Raw genomic sequence first — 25,441 nt, 5'->3', positions numbered from 1 at the left:
CACCGGCCCCGGGCCCACGCACGCGAAAAGGCCCGGGTCGTTGCCGACCCGGGCCTGAGCGCGTTCAACTTTCCGCAAACCCTTACGGGGCGGGCGTATCGCGGAGTTCGCGACGCAGGATCTTGCCGACGTTGGTCTTCGGCAGCTCTTTTCGGAATTCAACGATTCTGGGGTGCTTGTAGCCGGTCAGGTTGGCCCGGGCGTGTTCCTTGACCATCTCGGCGGTCAGGTTCGGGTCCTTCTTGACGATGACCACCTTGACCACCTCGCCGGACTTCTCGTCCGGTACGCCCACTGCGGCCACTTCCAGCACGCCCGGCATCATCGCGATCACGTCTTCGACTTCATTCGGGTACACGTTGAAGCCGGACACCAGGATCATGTCCTTCTTGCGGTCGACGATGTAGAAGAAGCCGTGCTCGTCCATCTTCGCCATGTCACCGGTGTGCAGCCAGTCGTCGGCGTCGATGGCCTTGGCGGTTTCCTCGGGACGCTGCCAGTAGCCCTTCATCACCTGCGGGCCGCGGATGCACAATTCGCCCACTTCACCCAGCGCCAGGATGTTGCCGTTGTCGTCCTTGATGCAGGCATCGGTGGACGGAATCGGCAGGCCGATCGAGCCGTTGTACTCGGCCAGGGTAAGCGGGTTGATGCAGGCCGCCGGCGAGGTCTCGGTCAGGCCGTAGGCCTCGACCAGGGTGACGCCGGTGGTCTTCTTCCAGCGCTCGGCGACCGCACGCTGCACGGCCATGCCGCCGCCCAGAGTCACCTTCAGCGAGGAGAAATCGACGGTGTCGAAGCCGGGGGTGTTGAGCAGGCCGTTGAACAGCGTGTTGACGCCGGTGATGGCGGTGAAGCGCACCGACTTCAGCTCCTTGACGAAGCCCTTCATGTCACGCGGATTGGTGATGAGGTGGTTGCAGCCACCGAACTTCATGAAGACCAGGCCGTTCGCCGTCAACGCGAAGATGTGGTACAGCGGCAGGGCGGTGATGATCCATTCCTTGCCCATCTCGATGCCCGATGCACTGATCCAGGCTGAGGCCTGCTGCATGTTGGCGATCAGGTTGCGGTTGGTCAGCATCGCGCCCTTGGCCACACCGGTGGTGCCGCCGGTGTACTGCAGGAACGCCACGTCGTCGTGGTCGATCTCGACCTTCGGCAGGGTGTGGCGGCTGCCCAGCTTGAGCGCCTGTTTGAAGCGCACCGCGCCCTTCAGATGGTAGTTGGGCACCATCTTCTTGATGTACTTGAGCACGAAGTTGACGATCACGCCCTTGGTGCCGAGCAGGTCGCCCAGGCCGGTGGTGACCACATGCTTGACCGGCGTATCGGCGATGACCTGTTCGACGGTGTCGCCGAAGTTGTCCACCACCACGATCGCGGCAACCCCGGCGTCGACCAGCTGATGCTTCAGCTCGCGCGCGGTGTACAGCGGGTTGACGTTGACCACGGTCAAGCCGGCACGCAGCACGCCGAAGGTCGCCACCGGGTATTGCAGGCAGTTGGGCATCATCAGGGCGACGCGGTCGCCCTTCTTGAGCTTCAGCTCACCCAGCAGGTAAGCGGCGAACTGCTCGACCAGGGCATCGGTCTCACCGTAGGTGAGGGTCTTGCCGAAACTGGAGTAGGCCGGTCGGTCGCGATACTTCGCGACGGACGCGTCGAAGACCGAAACTACCGAATGGAACTCGTTGACGTCGATTTCGGCGGGAACGCCTTTCGGATAGCTCTGCAGCCAGGGACGATCCAGACTCATATTCCCCCTCCAGGAATCGTGATGATGGGTGCGGCGCGGACAGTATCCGCCAGAACCGCTCTCCGCAGCATACCGCCCCGTAGGGAAAACGCGAAGAGGCGTTCGCGAGGGCTGCGACGGTGGGTGCCGACCTTGGTCGGCACCGCATGTCCGCCGGCGCGCCTGGAGGTGTGCCCACCAAGGTGGGCACCCACCAATGGAGGATGCACGCCGGCGCAGGGCTGTTTGCGTCAGCCCTGCTTGCGCACCGGTGCGCCGTTGGCCTTGTAGTAAGGCGCGGTGCTGCGCGGCAGCGGGGTGCGGCCACGGATCACATCGGCCAGCTTCTCGGCGATCATGATGGTCGGTGCGTTGAGGTTGCCGGTGACCACCTGCGGCATGATCGAGGCATCGACGATGCGCAGGCCTTCCAGGCCATGCACGCGACCCTGGCCGTCGACCACCGCCATCGGATCATCGGCGTGGCCCATCTTGTTCGAGCAGGACGGGTGGTAGGCGGTCTCGGCATGCTCGCGCACGAACGCATCGATCTGCGCATCGGTCTGCAGCGCGCTGCCCGGCGAGATCTCGCGACCGCTGTACGGTGCCAGCGCCGGCTGCGCGAAGATCTCGCGGGTGATCCGGATCGCCGAGCGGAACTCGCGCCAGTCCTGGTCGTGCGACATGTAGTTGAACAGGATGCTGGGATCTTCGCGCGGATCCTTCGAGCGCACGTGGATGCGGCCACGGCTCGGCGAGCGCATCGAGCCGACATGCATCTGGAAGCTGTGCGCCTTGATCGGGTTAGAGCCGTTGTAATTGATCGCCACCGGCAGGAAGTGATACTGCAGGTTGGGCCAGTCGAACTCGGCATCGCTGCGGATGAAACCGCCGGCTTCGAACTGGTTGCTGGCGCCGATGCCGGTGCCCAGGAACAGCCATTCGGCGCCGATCGCCGGCTGGTTGTACAGCTTCAGTGCCGGGGCCAGCGAGACCGGCTTCTTGCACTCGTACTGCAGGTACATTTCCAGATGATCCTGCAGGTTGGCGCCGACGCCGGGCAGGTGATGCACGAGGTCGATGTCCAGGCTGCGCAGCAGGTCGGCCGGGCCAACGCCGGAACGCTGCAGGATCTGCGGCGAGGCGATGGCACCGCCGCACAGCAGCACTTCGCGGCGGGCGGTGGCGCGCTGCGGCTGGTCGTTGTGCAGCCACTGCACACCCACTGCGCGCTTGCCCGAGAACAGGATGCGATCGGTCAGCGCATGGGTGACGATGGTCAGGTTCGGGCGCGGCTTGGCCAGGTCCAGGTAGCCACGGGCGGTGCTGGAGCGGCGGCCCTTCGGCGTGACCGTGCGGTCCATTGGGCCGAAGCCTTCCTGCTGGTAGCCGTTGAGGTCGTCGGTGCGCGGGTAACCGGCCTGCACACCGGCCTCGACCATCGCCGCGAACAGTTCGTTGTTGCCGGCCTTGGGCGTGGTGACGCGCAGCGGGCCGTCGCCGCCGTGGTAGTCGTTGGCGCCGATGTCGCGGGTTTCGGCCTTGCGGAAGTACGGCAGGCAATCCAGGTAGGCCCAGTCTTCCAGGCCCGGCATGCCGGCCCAGTTGTCGTAGTCCATCGCGTTGCCGCGGATGTAGCACATGCCGTTGATCAGCGACGAACCGCCCAGGCCCTTGCCACGACCGCAATCCATCCGGCGGTTGTTCATGAAGGGCTCGGGATCGGTCTTGTACGCCCAGTTGTAGCGGCGGCCCTGCAGCGGGAAGGCCAGTGCGGCGGGCATCTGGGTACGGAAGTCGAGCCGGTAGTCAGGGCCACCGGCTTCCAGCAGCAGCACGCTGACATCGGCATCTTCGGTGAGGCGGGTGGCCAGCACGTTGCCGGCCGAACCGGCGCCGATGATGATGTAGTCGTACTCGTTATGGATGCTCATGGTTGCTCTCCTGCAGGCCGGGCGCGCTGCATGCAGGCGTCCCGGCGGAATGTCGGATCGGCGCGGTGGCCGGACGATGGGCGGTGCTCAGGTCGCGCCGGTCAGAACACGCTGGCGTAGTCGCCCAGTTCGACCTGCACCGACTTGATGCGGGTGTAGTGGCCGAGGGTGGAGATGCCGTTCTCGCGGCCGACGCCGGACTGCTTGTAACCACCCACCGGCATTTCGGCCGGCGACTCGCCCCAGGTGTTGATCCAGCAGATGCCGGCTTCCAGGCGATGGATGATGCGATGTGCGCGGCTGATGTCCTTGCTGACCACGCCTGCGGCCAGGCCGAAGGTGGTGTCGTTGGCGCGACGGATCACTTCATCCTCGTCGTCGTAGGCGAGGATGCTCATCACCGGTCCGAAGATCTCTTCGCGGACAATCGTCATGTCGTCGCGGCAGTCGGAGAACACCGTCGGCAGCACATAGGCGCCGTCGGCCAGGGCGCCGTCGGTGGCGCGACCGCCGCCGGTCAGCAGGCGCGCGCCTTCGCTCTTGCCGCTTTCGATGAAGCGCAGCACGTTGTCCATGTGCGGGAAGCTGGTCAACGGGCCGAAGTTGGTCTCGGCGGCCATCGGGTCGCCGATGCGGATGCGCTTGACGCGCTCGACCACGGCGGCTTCGAACGCGGCCAGCATGCTGCGCGGCACGAACACGCGGGTGCCGTTGGTGCAGACCTGGCCGGAGCTGAAGAAGTTGGCCATCACCGCGATGTCGGCGGCACGGTCCAGGTCGGCGTCGTCACAGATCACCAGCGGCGACTTGCCGCCCAGTTCCATCGTCACTTCCTTCAGCGACGACGACGCGGCGCTGGCCATCACCTTCTTGCCGGTGGCGACGCCGCCGGTGAAGGAGATCTTCTCGATCACCGGGTGCTCGGTCAGCCAGTTGCCGATCTCGCGGCCCGGGCCCTGCACGACGTTGAACACGCCGTCCGGCACGCCGGCTTCGGTGTAGATCTCGGCGAGCTTGATCACGGTCAGCGGGGTCACTTCGGACGGCTTGAACACCATCGCGTTGCCGGCAGCCAGGGCCGGGGCCGACTTCCACATGGCGATCTGGATCGGATAGTTCCAGGCGCCGATGCCGGCGACCACGCCCAGCGGCTCGCGGCGGGTATAGAAGAAGCTCGATTCGCGCAGCGGCAGCTGGATGCCTTCGATGGCGGTGGCCAGGCCGGCGTAGTACTCCAGCACGTCGGCGCCGGTGACGATGTCGACCGTGGTGGTTTCGGCCAGCGCCTTGCCGGTATCCAGGGTTTCCAGGTGGGCCAGCTCGTCATTGCGCTCGCGCAGGATCTCGACGGCGCGGCGCAGGATGCGCGAGCGCTCCATCGCGGTCATCGCTGCCCACACCTTCTGGCCTTCGCTCGCGCTTTCAACCGCGCGCTCGACATCGGCCTGGCTGGCGATCTGCACGTCGGCCAGCACCTGGCCGTTGGCCGGGTTGATGGTCTGGAAGGTCTTGCCACTGGTGGCATCGACGCGGCGGCCGTGGATGTAGAGCTGTTGCACGGGCAGGGTGGTCATCGGCTTGCTCCTGGAAGGGGTGGGGCGGGTTGCTGGCGCGCTCAGGGCGCGTTGGCCTGCAATTGGAAATCGATGTAGCCGTAGGCGATGCGACGTGCCTTGTCGGCGTTGAAGTCACCGCCGACCAGGCTGCCGCGCAGCCACAGGCCGTCGATCATCGCGGCCAGTCCGCGTGCGGACAGGCGTGCCTGCGCATGCGGCAGATGGCGGTTGAACTGGTGGCAGAGGTTGGAGAACAGTCGCTGGTCGTTGGCACGCTGCAGCCGGGTCAGTTCCGGCTGGTGCATGCTCGCGGCCCAGAACGTCAGCCATACACGCATGGCGGTCCCGTTGGTCTGGCTGTCGTCGAAGTTGCCATCGACGATGGCGCGAAGTTGTGAACGTGCGTCATCCGGCGCGGCGTCGCGATAGCGGGCGACGGCGGCCTTCAGTTCGCGCAGGATCTGCCGCATCGCGGCATTGAGCAGGCCGTCCTTGTCGCCAAAGTAGTGGGCGACGATGCCGCTGGACAGGCCGGCCTTCTTTGCGATGGTGGCGACGGTGGCATCGGCCATGCCGATCTCGTCGATGGTCTGGAAAGTGGCCCGGATCAACTGCTCGCGGCGGACCGGCTCCACGCCTTTCTTCGGCATTGTCTCTCCACGGATTGCGACCCGGGATGCCGGGCTGGTGAAGATCATACTTTTTATTGATTGAACGTTCAATCAATAAACCCTACGATGCCGGTCGCGCCCCCACGCCATGGGCCCGGTTTCCGGTCCGGCCCCGCCCATGTGCCCCCCTGGACTGATGAGACGACCCCATGTCTTCCCTGGCTCATCCCAAGCGCTCGCCCCTGCGCTTGAACCGTTTCGTGTTCTTCAGTTCGTCGGTCTCCATCGGCATTCTCGGTGCGTTGACCGTGTTCTTCCCGCAGGCCAGCGAGCACTGGCTGCAATGGGCGCAGGCCGAGGTCTCGGCGGCGTTCGGCTGGTGGTACATGCTGTTGATCGTGGCCTGCCTGGGCTTCGTCCTGTGGCTGGCGTTCTCGCCGTATGGCCGCATCCGCCTGGGCCATAACGAGGAATCGCCCGCCTTCGGCTACGTGGCCTGGGTGTCGATGCTGTTCTCGGCTGGCATCGGCATCGCACTGCTGTACTACGGCGCCTACGAGCCGCTGGACCATTTCCTCAACCCGCCCGGGCAGCCCGGCGGCACGGTTGCGGCCGGCCGCGAAGCGATGGTGCTGACCTTCCTGCACTGGGGCCTGCACGGCTGGGCGCTGTACGCGCTGGTCGGCGTGGCGCTGGGCTACTTCGCCTATCGCCGCAACCTGCCGCTGGCGCTGCGTTCGGCGCTGTACCCGATCTTCGGCGAGCGCATCCATGGCCGCATCGGTGACATGGTCGATGGCTTCGGCATCCTGGCGACGCTGATCTCGATGGTCACCAACCTCGGCATTGGTGCGCTGGTGGTGCAGTCCGGCCTGGTCTACCTGTTCCACATCCCGGATACGCCGCAGGTGCTGGTGGCGATCGTGCTGGTGATGATGGTCGTGGCCACCATCGGCGTCGTTGCCGGTGTGGAGAAGGGCATCGCCTGGCTGTCCAACCTCAACGTGCGGCTGCTGTGCCTGCTGCTGCTGTTCGTGCTGGTGACTGGGCCGACCCTGCACCTGTTCGATGGCCTGGTGCAGAACACCGGCGACTACCTGGGCGCGTTCGTGCGCAAGAGCTTCGACATGTACCTCAATGACCCGAAGGGGCGTGAGTGGATGGGCTCGTGGACGCTGTTCTACTGGGCGTGGTGGATTGCCTGGGCGCCGTTCGTTGGCCTGTTCGTGGCGCGCATCTCGCGTGGCCGCACCATTCGTGAAGTGATCATGGGCGTGCTGCTGATCCCGCTCGGCTTCACCCTGGCGTGGCTGTCGATCTTCGGCAACACCGCCATCGATCTTGTGCTGAACCATGGCCAGGCAGCACTGGGCGAAGTGGCCCAGCATGATGCGGCGATGACCCTGTTCAAGCTGCTGGAGTATCTGCCTGCAGCGCCGTACATCGCCGGCGCGGCGGTGGTGATCGGTTTCGTGTTGTTCCTGACCCCGGTCGATTCGGGCACGCTGATGATCGCCAACCTGTGCACCCGGCGTGTTGACGATGGCGTGGAGGACGGGCATGACGCGCCGATCTGGCTGCGCGTGTTCTGGGCGGCGGGCATCACCGTGGCCAGCGTCGGCCTGCTGCTGGCCGGCAACTTCAGCGCGATGCAGACAGCGGTGGTGCTGTGCGGCCTGCCGTTCTCGTTCATCCTGGCGTTCTACATGTGGGGTCTGTTGAAGGCGCTGCGTACCGACCCGGATGCACCGCGGCGGTAGGTAGCGCCGGGCCATGCAGGCGAGCGCCAAAGGCGCGCGTCAAAGAAGAAGGGCCGGATCTGCGAGGATCCGGCCCTTCTTCTTGTAGAGCCGAGCCCATGCTCGGCTGATGCTGTGGCGATGTAGCCGAGCGCGGGCTCGGCTCTACAGTTGATGCGTTACTTGCTGGCCAGCTGACGCAGCACGTACTGCAGCAGGCCGCCGTGGCGGAAGTACTCCACTTCCTTCGGGGTCAGCAGCATCACCGAGGCTTCGAAGGTCTTCTTCGTGCCATCCGCCTTGGTCGCGGTGACCGTGGCGCGCTTGCTGGCGCCATCCTGCAGGCCGGTGACATCGATCACTTCCGAGCCATCCAGGCCCAGCGACTGCGCGTTTTCGCCGTTGCGGAACTGCAGCGGCAGCACGCCCATGCCGACCAGGTTCGAACGATGGATGCGTTCGAAGCTCTCGGCGATGACCGCCTTCACGCCCAGCAGCAGGGTGCCCTTGGCGGCCCAGTCGCGCGAGGAGCCGGTGCCGTATTCCTTGCCGGCCAGCACCACCAGCGGCACCTTGTCGGCCTTGTACTTCATCGCCGCGTCGTAGATCGCCAGCTTTTCCGGCTGGCCGCCGTTGGTCGGGTAGTACAGGGTGTTGCCGCCTTCTTCGCCACCGAACATCAGGTTCTTGATGCGGATGTTGGCGAAGGTGCCGCGGACCATCACGTCATCGTTGCCACGGCGGCTGCCGTAGCTGTTGAAGTCGGCCGGTTGCACGCCGCGTTCCTGCAGGAAGCGGCCCGCCGGCGAATCCTTCTTGATGTTGCCGGCGGGGGAGATGTGGTCGGTGGTGATCGAATCGCCGAACAGGCCCATCACGCGCGCGCCGTGCACGTCGTCGATGGTGCCGACCTGCATGGTCATGCCATCGAAGTACGGCGGGTTCTTGATGTAGGTGGACGCATCGCTCCACGCGTACAGATCACCATCCGGCGAGGCGATGGTGTTCCAGCGGGTATCGCCCTTGAACACGTCCGCGTAGTTCTGCTTGAACATCTCCGGGCCGACGGTAGCGGCGATGACGTCGCCGATTTCCTTGTTGCTCGGCCAGATGTCGCGCAGGTACACCGGCTGGCCATCGCTGCCGGTGCCCAGCGGTTCGGTGGTCAGGTCGATGTCGGTGGTGCCGGCGATGGCGTAGGCCACCACCAGCGGCGGGCTGGCCAGGTAGTTCATCTTCACTTCGGGGTGCACGCGGCCCTCGAAGTTGCGGTTGCCCGACAGCACCGAGGTCACCACCAGGTCGCCACTGGCGATGCCGGCGCTGACTTCGGTCGGCAGCGGGCCGGAGTTGCCGATGCAGGTGGTGCAGCCATAGCCGACCACATAGAAGCCGATCTTTTCCAGCTCGGTGAGTACACCGGCCTTTTCCAGATAGTCAGTGACCACACGCGAGCCTGGGCCGAGCGAGGTCTTGACCCATGGCTTGCGGTCCAGGCCCTTGGCGGCCGCGTTGCGGGCAAGCAGGCCGGCGCCGATCATCACCGCCGGGTTGGAGGTGTTGGTACACGAGGTGATGGCGGCGATGACCACCGCGCCATCCTTCAGCCGTACTTTCCTGCCGTCCATCTCGATGTCGGCGTAGCCCTTGGCCAACTGCTCGTTGCCCACGGCGGCGCCGCCGCCTTCATTGACGAAGGTGGAGACATCCTCGCTGCGCTTGTCACGGTTGGCGGTCATGCCGACCAGCGCGTCGCGGTAGTTCTTCTGCACGTCTTCCAGCAGCACGCGGTCCTGCGGACGCTTGGGGCCGGCCAGCGAGGGCTTCACCGTGCCCATGTCCAGTTCCAGCGTGGTGCTGTACTGCGCATGCGGGCTGTTGGCGTCGTGCCACAGGCCCTGCGCCTTGGCATAGGCTTCGACCAGCGCGATCTGCTCTTCGCTGCGGCCGGACAGGCGCAGGTAGGTCAGCGATTCGTTGTCGATCGGGAAGATGCCGCAGGTGGCGCCGTATTCCGGGGCCATGTTGCCGATGGTCGCGCGGTCGGCCAGTGGCAGGTGCTGCAGGCCGTCGCCGTAGAACTCGACGAACTTGCCGACCACGCCGAGCTTGCGCAGCATCTGGGTGACGGTCAGCACCAGGTCGGTGGCGGTGGCGCCTTCGGGCAGCTTGCCGGTCAGCTTGAAGCCGACCACCTGCGGAATCAGCATCGACGAGGGCTGGCCGAGCATGGCTGCTTCTGCCTCGATGCCGCCCACGCCCCAGCCGAGCACGCCGATGCCGTTGATCATCGTGGTGTGGCTGTCGGTGCCGAACACGGTGTCGGGGTAGGCGATGGCCTTGCCGTCCTTGTCCGCGGTCATCACCACGCGGGCCAGGTTTTCCAGGTTGACCTGGTGGACGATGCCGGTGTTGGGCGGCACCACCTTGAAGTTGTCGAAGGCCTTCTGGCCCCAGCGCAGGAAGCCGTAGCGTTCCTGGTTGCGCTGGAACTCGATCTTGCCGTTGAGGTCCAGTGCGTCGGGCTTGCCGAACACATCCACCTGCACCGAGTGGTCGATGACCAGTTCGGAGGGGATCAGCGGATTGATCTGTTCCGGGCGGCCGCCCAGCTTGACCACCGCATCGCGCATCGCGGCCAGGTCGACCACGCAGGGCACGCCGGTGAAATCCTGCAGCACCACGCGTGCAGGCATGAAGGCGATTTCGGTGTCGGGCTCGGCGCTGGGCTGCCAGCGGGCGACGGCCTCGATGTGGTCCTTGCCGACGGTGACGCCGCCATCCTCGTGCCGGAGCAGATTCTCCAGCAGGATCTTCATCGAGTAGGGCAGGTGGGAGATGTCGAAGCGCTGGCCCAGCTTGGGCAGGCTGAAGTAGTCGTAGGTGTTGCCGCCGACGTCCAGCTGGCTGCGGGTGGAGAACGAATCGCTCATGCGGGATGACTCCTCTTGCGGATGGCTTGCAGTGGCCCGCATGGGCGGGCCTGCTTGCGTTTGCCGGTGGCACTCCGGCCCCGGATCCGGCCCAGTATCGGCGATCCAGCGCCCGGCAATGACCCGGCAAGCTTGGAACGCAAGGTTACAGCGATGTGTGTAGCCTTCGTGTCAGCGGATGCATCGTTTTTTTCGCCGGCCCGCACGCAGACGGGGCGCTCATGGGCGCCCCGTCCGGGAATGCATCAGCTGCAGGGCTTACTTGCCGTTGGCGGCATCGAGCAGCGGGTTGCCGGTCTTGGCGCCACCGGTGCCGTTGCTCTTGGACTTGGCGGTCAGCACGCCGGCCTTGTTGAATTCGAAGACGGTCGATTCGTTGATGTTCTTGCCGAAGCTCTTGATCTTGGTGAAGTCGTAGTACCAGACCTGGGTGTCGCCCAGCTGCTCGCGGCGATTGGGTGCACCAAAGGCCTCGCTGACCTGCTTCTGGGTGGTCTTGCCGATCTCCGCCGCGTCCATCTGCGCCGGGGTGATCTCGGTGCCGGTGACGTAGGCACCGAACGGGTTGAAGGCGTGGGCCGCCGGGACCGACAGGGTCAACGGGGCAGCCAGCATCAGGGCAAGAGTGAGAGCGCGCATGAAACTTCCTTATTTATGGAGCGGATAGGTGCGGTAGGAGCGCCGGGGCGTCCAGCCGGAGCGCAGCAGGGCTGCCGAGGGAGTCTAACCCCCGAATGCGACTGACGCGGGATGAAGGTCACATATCAGGTGGTTTGTCCCGGATGCGACGGGTATGTATAATTCATACATACTTTTTGAGGCGTACCCCATGGAAGCCACCGTTGCTGAACGCGGACAGATCACCCTGCCCAAGGCAGTGCGTGATGCGCTGGGCCTGACCAAGGGCACCTTGCTGAAGGTGGAGCTGGAAGGCAGCCGGATCATCCTGCGCAAGAGCGTGGACGATGCGATCTCCCGCGCCCGCGGCAAGTTCTCGCTGGACGGCTTCGAATCGGCCGACGCGGCCGTGCGCGACCTGCGCGACGAGGAGTAAGCGGTGATGATCGCCGTCGATTCACCGGTGCTGGTCGAACTGCTCAGCAACGGCCCGCAGGCCGATGCGGTGGAAGCCTGCCTGCGGCAGAGCCTGGTCGGCGGCCGCGTGGTGGTCTGCGGCGCAACCCTGGCCGAGATCTGCGCCGCCCTGCGCGGCGGTGCCGAGGTACTGGAAGCGCTGGAAGAAATGGGCGTGCACTTCAACGCGCTGGAAGCCAAATCGGCACTGCGCGCCGGTGAAATGCACCGCCGCCATCGCCAGCGCGGCAGCGGCCAGCGCCGTGGCCTGGACGAATTCATGATCGGTGCCCACGCCCTGCTGCAGTGCGATGGCCTGATCACCTGGAACGACACGTTTTATCGCGACTACTTCAAGGGCCTGAAGCTGATCGTGCCGCAAGCCTGAGCCCACTTTTTATTCACCTCACGCATTACCCGGGAGTTGTCATGTTGGAAGCCTACCGCCACCACGTCGCCGAGCGCGCTGCGCTTGGCATCCCGCCCCTGCCGCTGACCGCGCAGCAGACGGCCGATGTCATCGAACTGCTGAAGAACCCGCCGCAGGGCGAGGCCGAGTTCCTGCTCGACCTGCTGACCCACCGCGTGCCGGCCGGCGTCGATGACGCTGCCAAGGTCAAGGCCTCGTACCTGGCCGCGATCGCACTGGGCAGCGAGCAGAACCCGCTGATCAGCCGCGAGCGCGCCACCGAACTGCTGGGCACCATGCTGGGCGGTTACAACGTCGCGCCGCTGGTGCAGCTGCTGGACGACGCCAGCGTCGGCGCCATCGCTGCCGACGCGCTGAAGAAGACCCTGCTGGTGTTCGACGCCTTCCACGACGTGCAGGAAAAGGCCAAGGCCGGCAACGCCAACGCCCAGTCCGTGATGCAGAGCTGGGCCGATGCCGAGTGGTTCACCAGCAACCCGGAAGTGCCGCAGAGCCTGACCGTCACCGTGTTCAAGGTGCCGGGTGAAACCAACACCGACGACCTGTCGCCGGCACCGGACGCGACCACCCGCCCGGACATTCCGATGCACGCCCTGGCGATGCTGAAGAACAAGCGTGACGATGCAGCGTTCACCCCTGAAGAAGACGGCAAGCGCGGCCCGATCCAGCAGATCCTGTCGCTGAAGGACAAGGGCCACCTGGTGGCCTATGTCGGCGACGTGGTCGGCACCGGTTCCTCGCGCAAATCGGCCACCAACAGCGTGCTGTGGTGGACCGGCGATGACATTCCGTACATCCCGAACAAGCGCGCCGGTGGCGTCTGCCTGGGTTCGAAGATCGCCCCGATCTTCTACAACACCATGGAAGATGCCGGCGCGCTGCCGATCGAGCTGGACGTGTCGAAGATGGAGCACGGCGATGTCGTCGAGCTGCGTCCGTACGACGGCAAGGCGCTGAAGAACGGTGAAGTGATCGCCGAGTTCCAGGTCAAGTCCGAAGTACTGTTCGACGAAGTGCGTGCCGGTGGCCGCATTCCGCTGATCATCGGCCGTGGCCTGACCGGCAAGGCGCGTGAGGCGCTGGGCCTGGCTCCGACCGACCTGTTCCGCCTGCCGGTGCAGCCGGCCGATACCGGCAAGGGCTTCTCGCTGGCACAGAAGATGGTCGGCCGCGCCTGTGGCCTGGCCGAAGGGCAGGGCATGCGCCCGGGCACCTACTGCGAACCGAAGATGACCTCGGTGGGCTCGCAGGACACCACTGGCCCGATGACCCGCGACGAGCTGAAGGACCTGGCCTGCCTGGGCTTCTCGGCCGACCTGGTGATGCAGTCGTTCTGCCACACCGCCGCTTACCCGAAGCCGGTGGACGTCAAGACCCACCACACCCTGCCGGAGTTCATCTCCACCCGTGGCGGCATCTCGTTGCGTCCGGGTGACGGCGTGATCCACAGCTGGCTCAACCGCATGCTGCTGCCGGATACCGTCGGCACCGGCGGCGACTCGCACACCCGTTTCCCGGTGGGCATTTCGTTCCCGGCCGGTTCGGGCCTGGTCGCCTTCGCCGCCGCCACCGGCGTCATGCCGCTGGACATGCCGGAGTCGGTGCTGGTGCGCTTCAAGGGCAAGATGCAGCCGGGCGTGACCCTGCGTGACCTGGTCAACGCGATCCCGCTGTACGCCATCAAGTCGGGCCTGCTGACCGTGGCCAAGGCTGGCAAGAAGAACATCTTCTCCGGTCGCATCCTGGAAATCGAAGGCCTGCCGGAACTGAAGGTCGAACAGGCGTTCGAACTGTCCGATGCCTCGGCCGAGCGTTCGGCTGCCGGCTGCTCGGTGCGCCTGAACAAGGAACCGATCATCGAGTACCTCACCAGCAACATCACGCTGCTGAAGTGGATGATCGCTGAGGGTTACCAGGATCCGCGTTCGCTGCAGCGTCGCATCGAGAAGATGGAAGCCTGGCTGGCCAACCCGGAGCTGCTGGAGCCGGATGCCGACGCCGAGTACGCCGCCGTCATCGACATCGACCTGGCCGACATCCACGAGCCGATCGTGGCCTGCCCGAACGACCCGGATGACGTGAAGACCCTGTCCGAAGTCGCTGGTGCGAAGATCGACGAAGTGTTCATCGGTTCGTGCATGACCAACATCGGTCACTTCCGTGCCGCTGCGAAGCTGCTGGAAGGCAAGCGCGACCTGCCGACCCGCCTGTGGGTGGCCCCGCCGACCAAGATGGATGCGTCGGAGCTGACCAAGGAAGGCGTGTACGGCACCTTCGGCGCCACCGGCGCACGCATGGAAATGCCGGGCTGCTCGCTGTGCATGGGCAACCAGGCGCAGATCCGCGAAGGCTCCACCGCGATGTCGACCTCTACCCGCAACTTCCCGAACCGTCTGGGCCGCAACACCAACGTGTACCTGGGTTCGGCGGAACTGGCCGCGATCTGCTCGCGCCTGGGCCGTATTCCGACCAAGGAAGAGTACATGGCCGATGTGGGCGTGATCGCCGCCAGCGGCGCGGAGATCTACCGCTACATGAACTTCGACCAGATCGAGGAATACCAGGACGTGGCCAACACGGTCGCTGCCTGAGGGTAGTGCCGGCCACTGGCCGGCATCCAGCTGAAACGAAGAACCCCCGGTGAAAGCCGGGGGTTTTTTGTTGTGCGGATGATGCCCGGCAGTGCCGGCCAGCGGCCGGCGCTGCCGGGGCGTCAGACCTGGGTGACGGCGGCCGCTTCCTCGGTAACGGCTGGCGTGTCCGTCGGCAGCTCCGGTTCCGCGGCCGTTTCCGGCAACACGCCGTGGTCGGGGAACAGGCGCGGCAGTTCGGCGACGAAGCGGACGATGCAGGCTTCGGCGAACTCACGCGATGCGGCTTTCGCCTTTGCATAGTCGTCGGCCTGCCATTCCTGCAGCGGGGCAACCCGTGCTTCATCCTGGCAGTGCACGCCCTGGCCGCCACTGGCGCTGCGGAACAGCTTGCGCACCACCGGGAAGCCGATGGTTACATCGTGGCGCAGCTCGTAGGGTGTCTCTGCGTCGCTGAGCTTCTGGTATACCAGCGACCACTGACCGGCGCTGGCCTCCACGGTACGCTCATCGCTGGGAATGGCGCCGGGATGCGCTGCGAAATAGAGCGCCAGCTGCTCACGGATCATGCCCGGCAATGCACCGAAGGCCGGACTGGGCACGGACTGAATGTCGTCGCCACGCACGTTGTTCTTGCTGAAGCTGTTGCTGGTGCCGATGTCACCCACGCCGCTGAGGAACGCCAGGGCGGACAGCCCGACCTTGGCAGCGGTGACGGCAGCGGTGTCGGCGCGCATCACCAGGCGCAGGACATGGTCGCCCACGCGATTGCCGTTCGGCCCAAGACCCAAGCCGGAGGTGACCTTCACCCGTTGCAGGCTGCTGAGGTCGGTGGCGGGTGCCGGAGCCGCTGCAACATTTTCGGCGGCGGGTGCGGCCACGGCCACGGTTGCCGCTGCTTCATCAACCGATACAGCAGCCGTGGACGCAGCATCCGATGCCTCTGGCGCCGGCGCGGCATTCGCCGCCGGATCGGGCGTTGCCTCGGTCGCGGCTACGGCGGCGGCGACAGACGTGGGTGCGGGCGCTTCGTCGATGGCGTGAGCCGAGGGAGCCAGCAGCAGGCTGGCCGCGATCGCGGCGGTGAGGCAGGTTGGGCGTAATGCCACGGTGGTACTCCTTGGGGAAAAATGATGGAGGCGCGCGCTGCGACTCACTGCGCCACGAATTCCTTGATCGGGAACGCCTTGCAGCGGGTGACCGCAGCGGCGATGTCGACCGGAGCATCGGCGGTGGCATTGCGGCGCTGGTTCACTGATGCCGCCTCCTCCCACAGGCTGGGCAACACCTGCGGTGCATCCAGCACGCGTTGGCGAAGGGCATCGTGCAGGACGCTGCTGTAATCCGTGGCCGGTACCACCACGCACAGGCGCGTGCCGGGATTGCCGCTGGCCTGCTGCAGCATCTGCTGCAGTGCCTCGCTGCTGCCCGCATCGTCGCTCAGCTGCTTCGGCGCGCTGCTCTGATTGGCATCCTGGATCTGCAGCTGGCCGGGGCTGAACAGCAGCACCTGCATGTCCTGGCGCGGCTCGATGCGGACCGGCGCGCGGGTGCCCTCACAGATGGTCGGGGTCGCCCGTGCCTGCTGCGGTGTCATGCTGCCGTCGGCATGCACCTGGCGGATATGCAGCCGACAGATCTTGTCGGCCACTTCAAATTCCACTTCGTAATCCTGGCCCGGCCTGGCCACGAACTGGCCCGACAGCTTGCCGTCGCAGTACAGGCGACTGCTTGCGTCGAAACGTGCCTCGAAGATCAGCGGCTTGCCACCGGGTACTTCGTATTCCTGGTAGCTGAGCGTGGAAAACCGCTCGTTCTCCTTGCTGCGCAGGGTTTCCGTGACGGGGATGCCGAGCACGCCCTTGTCGCCGGCGTTGTTGTACTTGACGTCGATCCTGTCGCGGTAGTCTTCGCGGCAGGCGGCATCGGTGTACAGGGTGGTGGTCCGCCCCAGGGCGGCGTAGACGCGCACCCGTGCCGGGGGCGCGGCGCCGTCAGCGTAGGCGCTGACATCTTCAGCGGCCAACGGGCGCGGGTACATCGCGGGGATTCTCTTGACCAGCTTCTCGAGGCATTTCATCGTGATGATCTGCGCGGCCGCCTTGAGCCGCGCGTAATCATTGGCTTGCCATGCGTCCAGAGTCGCCCGGTTGTCGCTGTCATTGCAGCTGATGATTTCCGCCAGCGTGCCGTCGGCACGGCGCTGCTGGATGGTGCTGGAGTGATTGAGGCGGTAGAGGGGATCCTTCCGCGTATTGCCCTGGTGCACCAGGGCCCATCTGTCTGCACTGAAGCGCAGGGTGCTGGCTTGGTTGGGCACAGCATCGGGGGCGTGCCTGAAGTAGCCGCCCACCAGTGCCTTGGCCACCGACGGCATGAGGGTGATGGCGGGGCTGGCCTGGCTCTCGACGATGCTGCCAGGCAGGGTGTTGCGCCGGAAGTAGTCCGGCTCATTGCCGCTGAAGAGCAGTGCCAGCCCCTTGGGGGTGAGCGCCTCGCTGTCATCGGGGGTAACGATGCGCAGTGCTACATCCGGTGCGTGGACACGCTGCGATCCGGTATCCGGACCGCTCTGGATCTGGACGCGCTCGGACCAAGGCGCGGCACCATCGGTGACGGCGGCAGCGGCCGGTGTGGCCTGCGGCGATGACGGCAGCCCGTCAGCGGCAGCCATCAGCGGGGCCAGCAGTGCGGTCGCCAGCAGGGATGATTGAAAACGGAGGATACGCTGGGCCATGGTCAAGCTCCTTGGAAATCAAAACAGCCATGCCGACCCTTCCGGGGCCGGCGTGTGGAAGACAGGGTGAGACGGTGCGATGCGGTGGACGGTCAGCCGCGGGCCAGCGCCAGCAGACGCTCGGCTATGCGTTCCAGCGGCACCTGTTCCTCGGCCGCGCCGAGCTTGAACGCGGCGCCGGGCATGCCCCAGACCACGCTGGTGGCTTCGTCCTGCACCAGAGTGGGTGCGCCCGCCTGGCGCATTTCCAGCAGGCCGCGCGCGCCGTCATCGCCCATGCCGGTGAGGATGGCGCCGATCGCATTGCCGCCTGCGGCCTGCGCCACCGAACGGAACAGCACGTCCACCGCCGGCTTGTGTCGGTTCACCGCGGGGCCGTCATCCACGCGGCAGCGCCAGCGCGCACCGTCGCGGATGATCCGCAGGTGCTTGCCGCCGGGCGGCAGGTACGCATGGCCGGGCAGCACCGCTTCGCCATCGCTGGCTTCGCGTACGGCCATCGCCGAATGACGGTCCAGGCGCTCGGCGAAAGCAGTGCTGAAACTGGCGGGCAAGTGCTGGGTCATCACCACTGCGGGACCGTCGGCGGGCATGCCTTCCAGCACCACGCGCAGTGCTTCGGTGCCGCCGGCAGAGGAGCCGATGGCGATCAGACGGTCGGTGGTGCGGAACTGGGTTGCCGCCGGACGCAGTGCAGGGGCGGCGTCCAGCGTGAGTTTCGGTGTTGCAACGCGTACAAGCGGGCGCACCCGTGAGCGCGCAGCCATCTTCACCTTGGCGATGATTTCATCGGCATAGGCCTGCAGGCCACGGGCCACATCAAGCTTGGGCTTGGAGACGAAGTCCACCGCGCCCAGACCCAATGCCTGCAAGGTGGTGTCAGCGCCGCGCTCGGTCAACGAGGAGATCATCACCACCGGCAAGGGGTGCAGGCGCATCAGGTTTTCCAGAAACGCTAGGCCATCCATGCGTGGCATTTCCACGTCCAGGGTGATCACGTCCGGAGCCAGGCGTTTGATCTTCTCGCGGGCCAGCAGCGGGTCGGCGGCAGTACCGACCACATCGATGGCCGGATCGCTGGACAGGATTTCGGTAAGCATCTGCCGCACGACGGCGGAATCGTCGACGATCAGGACCCGGCAGGGGGCGTTGCCGGTCAAGGTCATTCGAACAGCTCCACGCCACCGGTGACCGGGGCCTTGGACAGGCGCGCGCGCACGGCCGATTCGGTCGCGGCCACTTCGGCTTCATGGGCGTGCGGCAGGCGCTGCACAACCACGCGACCGGTATCGGCGAAGAACCAGATCTTGCGCGGATGGATGCCGCACAGGTCCTCGGCGAGGATTGGGATGTGCTCGGCCTGCAGGTACTGGCGCACGAACTCGGCGTTGCGCGTGCCGACCGGATTGCTGGTGAAGCCCTTCAGCACGTTGGCGCCACCGAACACCTTCGCCTCGATGCGCTTGCGATGCGCGCCGCGCTTGAGCATGTCGTTGATCAGCAGTTCCATCGCATAGCTGCCATAGCGCGCGGGCGCGCCGTCGCCGGCGTTGCCCTCGGGCAGCAGGAAGTGATTCATGCCGCCGATCTTCAGCACCGGGTCGCGCAGGCATGCCGCCACGCAGGAGCCGAGCGTGGTGGTCAGCGCGGTGGTGTCATCCACCACCAGATACTGGGTGGGCAGCAGCTTGGCGGCGATGGTCTTGAAGCGTGCGTCCTGGTAGCGCATCACATCGTCGGTGCGCAGCGATGCATTCATGCGCTGGCTCCCTGCGCGCGCCGGTACAGGGTACGGCCGCAGGGCTGGATCAGATCGGCGGCGTGCAGGTAGTTCTCCGAGTGGCCGGTATAGAGCAGGCCGTCGTCAGCCAGGTGGTTGACCAGGCGGCCGAGAATCGCGCGCTGGGTCGGCTTGTCGAAGTAGATCATCACGTTGCGGCAGAACAGCGCGTCGAACGGACCGCCGACGTCGTAGCGCGGCGCCAGCAGGTTCAATGGGCGGAACTCGATCAGCTCGCGCAGCGCCGGCAGCACGCGGCACTGGCCTTCGTTGGGACCACTGCCGCGCTGGAAGTAGCGTCGGCGCAGGTCCGGATCGAGGCCGGCGACACGGTCGATGTTGTAGACACCGCGCCCGGCGGTGGCCAGCACCTGGGTATCGACGTCGGTGGCGACGATGCGCACCGGCGGCTTGAGGGTGCCGAACGCTTCGCAGGCGGTGATCGCCATCGAGTAGGGCTCCTCGCCGGTGGAGGCGGCGCACGACCACAGCAGCAGCGGACCGCGGGTGTTGCGCTGCTGCAGTTCCTCGCGCAGCTTGTCGAAATGGTGCGGCTCGCGGAAGAACGCGGTGAGATTGGTGGTCAGCGCATTGGTGAATGCCTGCCACTCGTCACCATCGCCTTGTTCCAGATGGTCCAGGTACTGCTGGAAGCTGCGCATGCCCAGCGTGCGCAGGCGGCGCGACAGGCGTCCGTACACCATGTCGCGCTTGGCCGGGGCGAGGGCGATGCCCACGCGCTGGTAGATCAGGTCGCAGACGCGGCGGAAATCACGGTCGGCGAATTCGAATTCGCGCGTACCGCTGACGATGGGGGTAGGGCTCTGCACGGGTGACGTGTCCATCGGCGGGGCGGCGGCCGCAGCCGCCGCGAGGATCAGAATTCCTGCCAGTCGCCGTCGTTGGAGACGACGGTGCTGGAGTGGGTACGGCGGATCTGTGCAGGCGTCGACAACGGCCGCGAAGGCGCAGGGCTGGCGGCCTTCGGCGCGACCTTGGCGGTCACCGCCTTCACTGCGAAGGCAACCTGGTTGTCGAGGCGGAAGATCGCCACGGCGTCGGCCAGTTGCGCGGCCTGTTCCTCCATCGCCCGTGCAGCAGCGGTGGCTTCTTCCACCAGCGCGGCGTTCTGCTGGGTGGTTTCGTCCATCTGCACTACGGTCTGGTTGACCTGCTCGATGCCGGCCGACTGTTCCTGCGAGGCGGCGGAGATCTCGGCCATGATGTCGGTCACGCGCTGCACCGAGGCGACGATCTCGCCCATGGTGCTGCCGGCCTGGTGGACCAGGCTGGAGCCTTCGGCGACCTTGCCGACCGATTCGTCGATCAGGCCCTTGATCTCCTTGGCAGCGGCGGCCGAACGTTGGGCGAGGGTACGCACTTCGCTGGCGACCACGGCGAAACCGCGGCCCTGTTCACCGGCTCGGGCGGCTTCGACCGCGGCGTTCAGCGCCAGGATGTTGGTCTGGAAGGCGATGCCATCGATGACCGAGATGATCTCGGCGATCTTCTTCGAGGACGCTTGGATGGCGGTCATGGTGGTGACCACCTGGCCGACGACTTTGCCGCCCTGCGAGGCCACGCCGTGCGCGCCGATGGCGAGCTGGTTGGCCTGGCGCGCGTGCTCGGCGTTCTGGCGCACGGTGGAGGTCAGTTCCTCCATCGAGGCGGCGGTTTCTTCCAGATTGGCCGCCTGCTGTTCGGTGCGGCGCGACAGGTCGCTGTTGCCCGAGGCGATCTCGCCGGCCGACAAGGTGATGCTGGAAGCACTGAGCTGGATCTGACCAACGATCTGGGTCAGTTGGCTGACCGTGGCGTTGGCATCGTCGCGCATGCGCGCGAACACACCTTGGTAGTCACCGTGCATGCGCGCAGTCAGGTCGCCGTCGGCGATGGACGACAGCAGCTGCGAGAGCTTGCCGAGGTTGTCATCACTGACCGCCATCATGGCGTTGAGGTTTTCCAGCATCGTGCGGAAATCGTGATCGAAGCGCTGTGCGTCGCCGCGCTGGCTGAAGTCACCCGCGGCTGCGGCACTGGCCAGCTGCTTGATCTCGGCATTGATGCGGCCGAGGTTGGCCTTGACCGTATCGACGGTGGTAGTCATCGCCGCCTTTTCGCCCGGGTAGCGGGCGATGTCGCCGCTGAGGTCGCCGACGGCGTACTGCTGCACGACGTTCAGTACATCGTGCAGGGTCTGTACGTGGCTGCCGACGAGGACGTTGGTCTCCTGCACCATCAGCCCGTATTCGCCGGGGAAGGCACTGGCGTCGATGCGGTAGCTGAGTTCACCTTCATCGTGACGGCGCGCCATCTCGCGCTGGCCACTGATGACCGCGTGCAGCTGCTGCTGCATGCGTGACATCGCTTCGAGCAGGCGACCGGGTTCGTCATGCGGCTGCGGGCCGATGTGGCTGTCCAGCTTGCCGCCGGCAATGCCTTCGGCGACGGCGGTGGCCTGCTTCAGCGGTCGCGCGATGCGGTTGCCGATGATCCAGCTCAACGCCAGCACGATCAGCACCAGCACGCCGCCGGCCAGGGTCATGATGGCGGTGAAGACCAGTGCCTGCTGCTGCACGTCATCCATGTAGACGCCGCTGCTGACCACCCAGTTCCAGGGCTTGAACAGGCCGGCGTAAGCGACCTTTTCGACCTCGCCCTTCTCGCCGGGCTTGGCCCAGCGATAGGTGACGAAACCGCCGCCGGCCTTGGCCGCTTCGATCTGATCGTAGTAGATGCGGATGCCATCGCCGGTACGGAAATCCTTCATGTCCTTGCCCACCAGATCCTTGCGGAACGGGTGCATGAGCACGTGATAGCCGGTGTCGTAGATGTTGTAGTAATAGGTATCGTTGTGCGCGCGCATGACTTCCAGCGCCTGCAGCGCGGCGGCCTTGGCGGCGTCTTCGCTGAGCTCTCCGGTTCCGGCCAGGCGATGGTAGTGGTCGAGGATGCCGTAGCTCAGCTCGACCTGAGTCTTCAGCGAAGACTTGCGGGTATCGGTCAGGTCCAGGTACTGCATGCGGGCAGCGATCACCGAGAGCGCGATCACGCCCAGCGCGATCAGCAGCGTGAGCAGGTTGAGCTTGCGTCGGACGGAGAGATTGCTGAAGTAGTGTTGCCAGCGATGCAGGAGATTCATCGAGCAGTACCCGGGTCGTGGTGGGTGGAGGCGCCGGTGCTGGTCGGGAGCAGCGGTGACATGACCGTTATCGGCCGCGGGGGCGGGGGATTGAGGCGGGGTGTTCGAACGTATTCAGGTTTGCTTGCTGCGGCGGCTGCGGCGCTGCCTGCGGCAGGCTTTTGAGGCAACAGCAACAGCAACAGCAACAGCAATGGCGGGTCATGGCGATGGGTTGCTATGGGTTGGCCGGGTCGGGGTGGGCAGGCAGGACACGCCGTAAACCCATCCATGGGGGCTCGATGGCGCCATCCATGGCGCCAACGGTCCTGCCTGCCCACCCCGACCCGGCCCGCCGAGGCTTCACGTCGGCGGACGGCAAGAGCGTTGGGTTTCCAGGTGGAAAGAGGGGTCAGATCCGTTTTCCTACGGAAAACGAATCTGACCCCGGAAGCGCTGCAGCTGTGGCTTTGCTCTTTGCTTTTCTTTCTTCAATCCGGGGTGGACGCGCAAGGAAACTGTCCGTGGCCGGGAGGGTGGGCTGCGCAGGGGCGTAAGCGCCATGGATGGCGCGCCCGAGCCTACAGGGACGTATTCACGGCGTCCCCTGCGCAGCCCACCCTCCCGGCCAACCCTCAGCAGCCTAGGGCTTCGAGCGACCACCCCGAGGGGCTTCGCCGTTGGCTGGATAATCAGATACTCCGTAAACAAAAACGCCCCAGCGCAGGGCCAGGGCGTCTTCGTACGTCAGGTCAGGCAGGCATCAGAACTCCTGCCAGTCTCCATCGGCCAGTTCGGTGGCCATCGGGCGGCCGCCAGCGGTGCGACGGGCTGGCGGCGCGACCGGTGCCGGGGCGGCCGGTGCAGCAGCACGAGGACCCGGTGCGGCAGCACGCGGTGCCGGCGTGCGCGTGGCGACCACGACTTCGGCTTCGTCGACCACGAAGATCGATACCGCCTCGCTCAGATGACCTGCCTGTTCTTCCATCGCCCGTGCAGCAGCGGTGGCTTCTTCCACCAACGCGGCGTTCTGCTGGGTGGTTTCGTCCATCTGCACCACGGTCTGGTTGACCTGCTCGATGCCTGCGCTCTGCTCCTGCGAGGCAGCGGAGATCTCGGACATGATGTCGGTCACGCGCTGCACCGAGGCGACGATCTCGCCCATGGTGGCGCCGGCCTTGTGCACCAGCGCCGAGCCGTCATTGACCTTGCCGACCGAGTCGTCGATCAGGCCCTTGATTTCCTTGGCCGCTGCAGCCGAACGCTGGGCGAGGGTGCGCACTTCGCTGGCAACCACGGCGAAACCGCGGCCCTGTTCGCCGGCACGGGCGGCTTCCACTGCGGCGTTCAGCGCCAGGATGTTGGTCTGGAAGGCGATGCCGTCGATGACCGAAATGATCTCGGCGATCTTCTTCGACGAGGCCTGGATGGCGGTCATGGTGGTGACCACCTGGCCGACCACTTCGCCGCCCTGCGAAGCCACACCGTGCGCGCCGATGGCGAGCTGGTTGGCCTGGCGGGCGTGCTCGGCGTTCTGGCGCACGGTGGAGGTCAGTTCCTCCATCGAGGCGGCGGTTTCTTCCAGGTTTGCGGCCTGCTGCTCGGTACGGCGCGAGAGGTCGCTGTTGCCGGAGGCGATTTCACCCGCGGCCGAGCTGATCGCGCGGCTGGACTGCTTGATGCGGGTGACGATCTCGCTCAGCTGTGCGGCGGTGGCGTTGGCATCGTCACGCATGCGGGCGAACACGCCCTGGTAGTCGCCGTGCATGCGCACGGTCAGGTCACCCTGCGAAAGCGCGGCGAGCAGGCCGGAGATCTGTTCGATGCTGCCCGAGTTGGCGTCCAGCAGGCCGTTGATCTGCTGCGCCAGCTGCAGGAAGAAGCCTTCCTTGTCGTTGGCATCGATGCGGCCGGACAGGTCGCCGGCAGCGGCCTGGGCGATCACCCGAGCCACTTCTGCCTCGACCTGCGCTTCCTGGGTGCGGTCGCGCCATTCCACCACGTAGCCGACGGTGTCGCCGTCTTCGTTGCGGATGGTCGACACGACCTGGGCGAACTGGGCATCGCCATACTGCATCGGGCGGCGGGCAACGCCGTGCTGCTTGAGGTTGGCCAACAGGGTGTTGTCCATCTCGCCACGGTGCTCGAGCACCGTGACCGGCTTGCCGACCAGCGAGGCGTGGACGTCGAAGTCGGGCAGGTCGCGGCGCAGCTCGTCCTGGTACTGGGCGAGGGTCTGCTGCAAGGCGCGGTTGCTGTAGACGATGGTGTTGTTGGGATCGGTCAGGTAGACACCGGTCGAGCTGTAATCCAGCGCGGTGCGGATGCGCAGGTTCTCGCGGGCGATGGCCTGGTCGGTTTCGGTGCGCTCGCGCAGGTCGCGCTGCATGCGCTGCATCGCCTGCATCAGCTCGCCCACTTCATCCTGGCGGCTGACATCGATGTGACCATCGAGTTTGCCACCGGCGACGTCGTTGGCCACCGAGACGGCGCCACGCACGCTGCCGACCAGGGCGCGGGCGAACAGCCACACCAGCACCAGGCCGAGTGCGGCGCCGCCGAGCAGGGCGATCACGGTCAGCACGGCCGAGGCGGAGTAGGTGGAGGCGGCTTCGTCGCGCGAGGCGCGGGCGAGGCGGTTGTCTTCGGCGATCAGCGCTTCCAGCGCGGCGCCAGCCTTGCGGTGCTTGGTACGGGTCTCGCCGACGAAGGTATCGATCGCGTCGTCGGGCAGGTCCAGTTCCAGCATTTCGGTGACGCTGTCATAGGAGGCCAGCGCGTCTTTCCAGTCCTTGGCGAACGTTTCGAACAGCTTCTTCTGCTGTGCGTTGTCGACCAGCTTCGGATAGTCCTTGATCGAGGTGTCCATGCTGGTGCGCAGTTCGACGGCCTGCTTGCGTGCGTCGGCCTTGACGTCGTCGCTGGCGCGGATCAGCTGCTGGTAGGCGCTGTTGCGATACTCGCCGAGCATGCCGCGCATCTCGCCGGCCATGCGGATGCTTTCCATGCGTGAACCGGCCAGCTCAGTGGTCACGTTGTTCAGCGAATGCAGGCCACGGTAGGCGACGATGCCCTGCAGCAGCATCACCAGCAAGAGGACACCGAAGGTCAGCATGAGCTTCGGCATCAGTTTCAGGTTGTTGATCCACGGCATGGGCGTTGCGATCTCCTAAGGCAGACGCGGCCGGGCACGGGGC

Annotated in this window: 17 protein-coding genes; 4 read left to right on the top strand and 13 right to left on the bottom strand. The window is 65.8% G+C overall.

The genetic code is table 11. The features are described 5' to 3' along the window. Window positions 1-82: 82 nt before the first annotated feature. From QOL57_RS00685 to betI, 4 genes are all read right to left on the bottom strand, one after another. Window positions 83-1,759 (bottom strand): long-chain fatty acid--CoA ligase, encoded by a 1,677-nt coding sequence (locus QOL57_RS00685; RefSeq protein ID WP_089240952.1) that lies wholly within the window; start codon window positions 1,757-1,759, stop codon window positions 83-85. Window positions 1,760-1,989: 230 nt separating this feature from the next. Then, on the bottom strand, window positions 1,990-3,666 hold the full coding sequence (gene betA / locus QOL57_RS00680) for a choline dehydrogenase (RefSeq protein ID WP_198512189.1): 1,677 nt from the start codon (window positions 3,664-3,666) through the stop codon (window positions 1,990-1,992). Between the two features lie 107 nt (window positions 3,667-3,773). Further along, entirely contained in the window at window positions 3,774-5,246 is a 1,473-nt protein-coding gene (gene betB, locus QOL57_RS00675; RefSeq protein ID WP_089240956.1) for a betaine-aldehyde dehydrogenase, read from the bottom strand. Window positions 5,247-5,287: 41 nt separating this feature from the next. Beyond that, window positions 5,288-5,878: a transcriptional regulator BetI gene (betI, locus tag QOL57_RS00670; RefSeq protein WP_089240958.1), complete on the bottom strand. Its 591-nt coding sequence runs from the start codon at window positions 5,876-5,878 to the stop codon at window positions 5,288-5,290. A 170-nt stretch (window positions 5,879-6,048) separates the two neighbouring features. Between betI and QOL57_RS00665 the strand changes: the two genes are divergently transcribed. After that, window positions 6,049-7,599: a BCCT family transporter gene (locus QOL57_RS00665; protein ID WP_089240960.1), complete on the top strand. Its 1,551-nt coding sequence runs from the start codon at window positions 6,049-6,051 to the stop codon at window positions 7,597-7,599. Between the two features lie 158 nt (window positions 7,600-7,757). Here QOL57_RS00665 and acnA read toward each other — a convergent pair whose 3' ends face one another. After that, complete coding sequence (acnA, locus tag QOL57_RS00660) at window positions 7,758-10,511, bottom strand: aconitate hydratase AcnA (RefSeq protein ID WP_089240962.1); 2,754 nt, start codon at window positions 10,509-10,511, stop codon at window positions 7,758-7,760. Between the two features lie 258 nt (window positions 10,512-10,769). Continuing rightward, window positions 10,770-11,150: an outer membrane protein assembly factor BamE gene (gene bamE, locus QOL57_RS00655; protein WP_089240964.1), complete on the bottom strand. Its 381-nt coding sequence runs from the start codon at window positions 11,148-11,150 to the stop codon at window positions 10,770-10,772. A gap of 190 nt (window positions 11,151-11,340) precedes the next feature. Here bamE and QOL57_RS00650 point away from each other — a divergent pair, with 190 nt between their 5' ends. From QOL57_RS00650 to acnB, 3 genes are read left to right on the top strand one after another with little or no spacing between them, the layout of a single operon-like run. Then, window positions 11,341-11,565: an AbrB/MazE/SpoVT family DNA-binding domain-containing protein gene (locus QOL57_RS00650; RefSeq protein WP_025878955.1), complete on the top strand. Its 225-nt coding sequence runs from the start codon at window positions 11,341-11,343 to the stop codon at window positions 11,563-11,565. 6 nt (window positions 11,566-11,571) lie between these two features. Next, on the top strand, window positions 11,572-11,973 hold the full coding sequence (locus QOL57_RS00645) for a type II toxin-antitoxin system VapC family toxin (RefSeq protein WP_089240966.1): 402 nt from the start codon (window positions 11,572-11,574) through the stop codon (window positions 11,971-11,973). A 41-nt stretch (window positions 11,974-12,014) separates the two neighbouring features. After that, a complete protein-coding gene (acnB, locus tag QOL57_RS00640; RefSeq protein WP_089240967.1) occupies window positions 12,015-14,606 on the top strand; it encodes a bifunctional aconitate hydratase 2/2-methylisocitrate dehydratase in 2,592 nt (863 codons plus the stop codon). Window positions 14,607-14,728: 122 nt separating this feature from the next. Here acnB and QOL57_RS00635 read toward each other — a convergent pair whose 3' ends face one another. From QOL57_RS00635 to QOL57_RS00605, 7 genes are all read right to left on the bottom strand, one after another. Then, window positions 14,729-15,715, bottom strand: a complete 987-nt coding sequence (locus QOL57_RS00635; protein ID WP_089240969.1) for a hypothetical protein — start codon at window positions 15,713-15,715, stop codon at window positions 14,729-14,731. Between the two features lie 44 nt (window positions 15,716-15,759). Beyond that, complete coding sequence (locus QOL57_RS00630; protein WP_089240971.1) at window positions 15,760-17,343, bottom strand: hypothetical protein; 1,584 nt, start codon at window positions 17,341-17,343, stop codon at window positions 15,760-15,762. A gap of 92 nt (window positions 17,344-17,435) precedes the next feature. Beyond that, on the bottom strand, window positions 17,436-18,509 hold the full coding sequence (locus QOL57_RS00625) for a chemotaxis response regulator protein-glutamate methylesterase (RefSeq protein ID WP_089240973.1): 1,074 nt from the start codon (window positions 18,507-18,509) through the stop codon (window positions 17,436-17,438). Beyond that, complete coding sequence (gene cheD / locus QOL57_RS00620) at window positions 18,506-19,102, bottom strand: chemoreceptor glutamine deamidase CheD (RefSeq protein ID WP_025878962.1); 597 nt, start codon at window positions 19,100-19,102, stop codon at window positions 18,506-18,508. Before cheD ends, QOL57_RS00625 begins: the two co-directional genes overlap by 4 nt. Next, the gene (locus tag QOL57_RS00615; protein WP_089240975.1) at window positions 19,099-19,968 is read right to left on the bottom strand and encodes a CheR family methyltransferase; all 870 of its coding nucleotides are present in this window, start codon (window positions 19,966-19,968) and stop codon (window positions 19,099-19,101) included. Before QOL57_RS00615 ends, cheD begins: the two co-directional genes overlap by 4 nt. A gap of 32 nt (window positions 19,969-20,000) precedes the next feature. Next, entirely contained in the window at window positions 20,001-22,265 is a 2,265-nt protein-coding gene (locus QOL57_RS00610) for a methyl-accepting chemotaxis protein (protein WP_283401527.1), read from the bottom strand. Between the two features lie 742 nt (window positions 22,266-23,007). Then, window positions 23,008-25,398 (bottom strand): methyl-accepting chemotaxis protein, encoded by a 2,391-nt coding sequence (locus QOL57_RS00605; RefSeq protein ID WP_089240979.1) that lies wholly within the window; start codon window positions 25,396-25,398, stop codon window positions 23,008-23,010. Between the last annotated feature and the right edge of the window lie 43 nt (window positions 25,399-25,441).

It is taken from the genome of Stenotrophomonas sp. yr243 (genome assembly GCF_900184195.1).
In the GTDB taxonomy this organism is placed as follows: Bacteria; Pseudomonadota; Gammaproteobacteria; order Xanthomonadales; family Xanthomonadaceae; genus Stenotrophomonas; species Stenotrophomonas lactitubi.
This window is presented reverse-complemented; position numbering and strand designations above follow the sequence as displayed.

Bases quoted from the DNA above. Each gene is read 5' to 3' on its own strand.
- QOL57_RS00685 (WP_089240952.1), bottom strand. From the start codon at position 1,759: ATGAGTCTGGATCGTCCCTGGCTGCAGAGCTATCCGAAAGGCGTTCCC.
- acnB (WP_089240967.1), top strand. From the start codon at position 12,015: ATGTTGGAAGCCTACCGCCACCACGTCGCCGAGCGCGCTGCGCTTGGC.
- QOL57_RS00615 (WP_089240975.1), bottom strand. From the start codon at position 19,968: ATGGACACGTCACCCGTGCAGAGCCCTACCCCCATCGTCAGCGGTACG.
- betB (WP_089240956.1), bottom strand. From the start codon at position 5,246: ATGACCACCCTGCCCGTGCAACAGCTCTACATCCACGGCCGCCGCGTC.
- QOL57_RS00605 (WP_089240979.1), bottom strand. From the start codon at position 25,398: ATGCCGTGGATCAACAACCTGAAACTGATGCCGAAGCTCATGCTGACC.
- QOL57_RS00625 (WP_089240973.1), bottom strand. From the start codon at position 18,509: ATGACCTTGACCGGCAACGCCCCCTGCCGGGTCCTGATCGTCGACGAT.
- QOL57_RS00610 (WP_283401527.1), bottom strand. From the start codon at position 22,265: ATGAATCTCCTGCATCGCTGGCAACACTACTTCAGCAATCTCTCCGTC.
- QOL57_RS00650 (WP_025878955.1), top strand. From the start codon at position 11,341: ATGGAAGCCACCGTTGCTGAACGCGGACAGATCACCCTGCCCAAGGCA.
- QOL57_RS00645 (WP_089240966.1), top strand. From the start codon at position 11,572: ATGATCGCCGTCGATTCACCGGTGCTGGTCGAACTGCTCAGCAACGGC.
- QOL57_RS00630 (WP_089240971.1), bottom strand. From the start codon at position 17,343: ATGGCCCAGCGTATCCTCCGTTTTCAATCATCCCTGCTGGCGACCGCA.
- QOL57_RS00665 (WP_089240960.1), top strand. From the start codon at position 6,049: ATGTCTTCCCTGGCTCATCCCAAGCGCTCGCCCCTGCGCTTGAACCGT.
- bamE (WP_089240964.1), bottom strand. From the start codon at position 11,150: ATGCGCGCTCTCACTCTTGCCCTGATGCTGGCTGCCCCGTTGACCCTG.
- acnA (WP_089240962.1), bottom strand. From the start codon at position 10,511: ATGAGCGATTCGTTCTCCACCCGCAGCCAGCTGGACGTCGGCGGCAAC.
- betI (WP_089240958.1), bottom strand. From the start codon at position 5,878: ATGCCGAAGAAAGGCGTGGAGCCGGTCCGCCGCGAGCAGTTGATCCGG.
- cheD (WP_025878962.1), bottom strand. From the start codon at position 19,102: ATGAATGCATCGCTGCGCACCGACGATGTGATGCGCTACCAGGACGCA.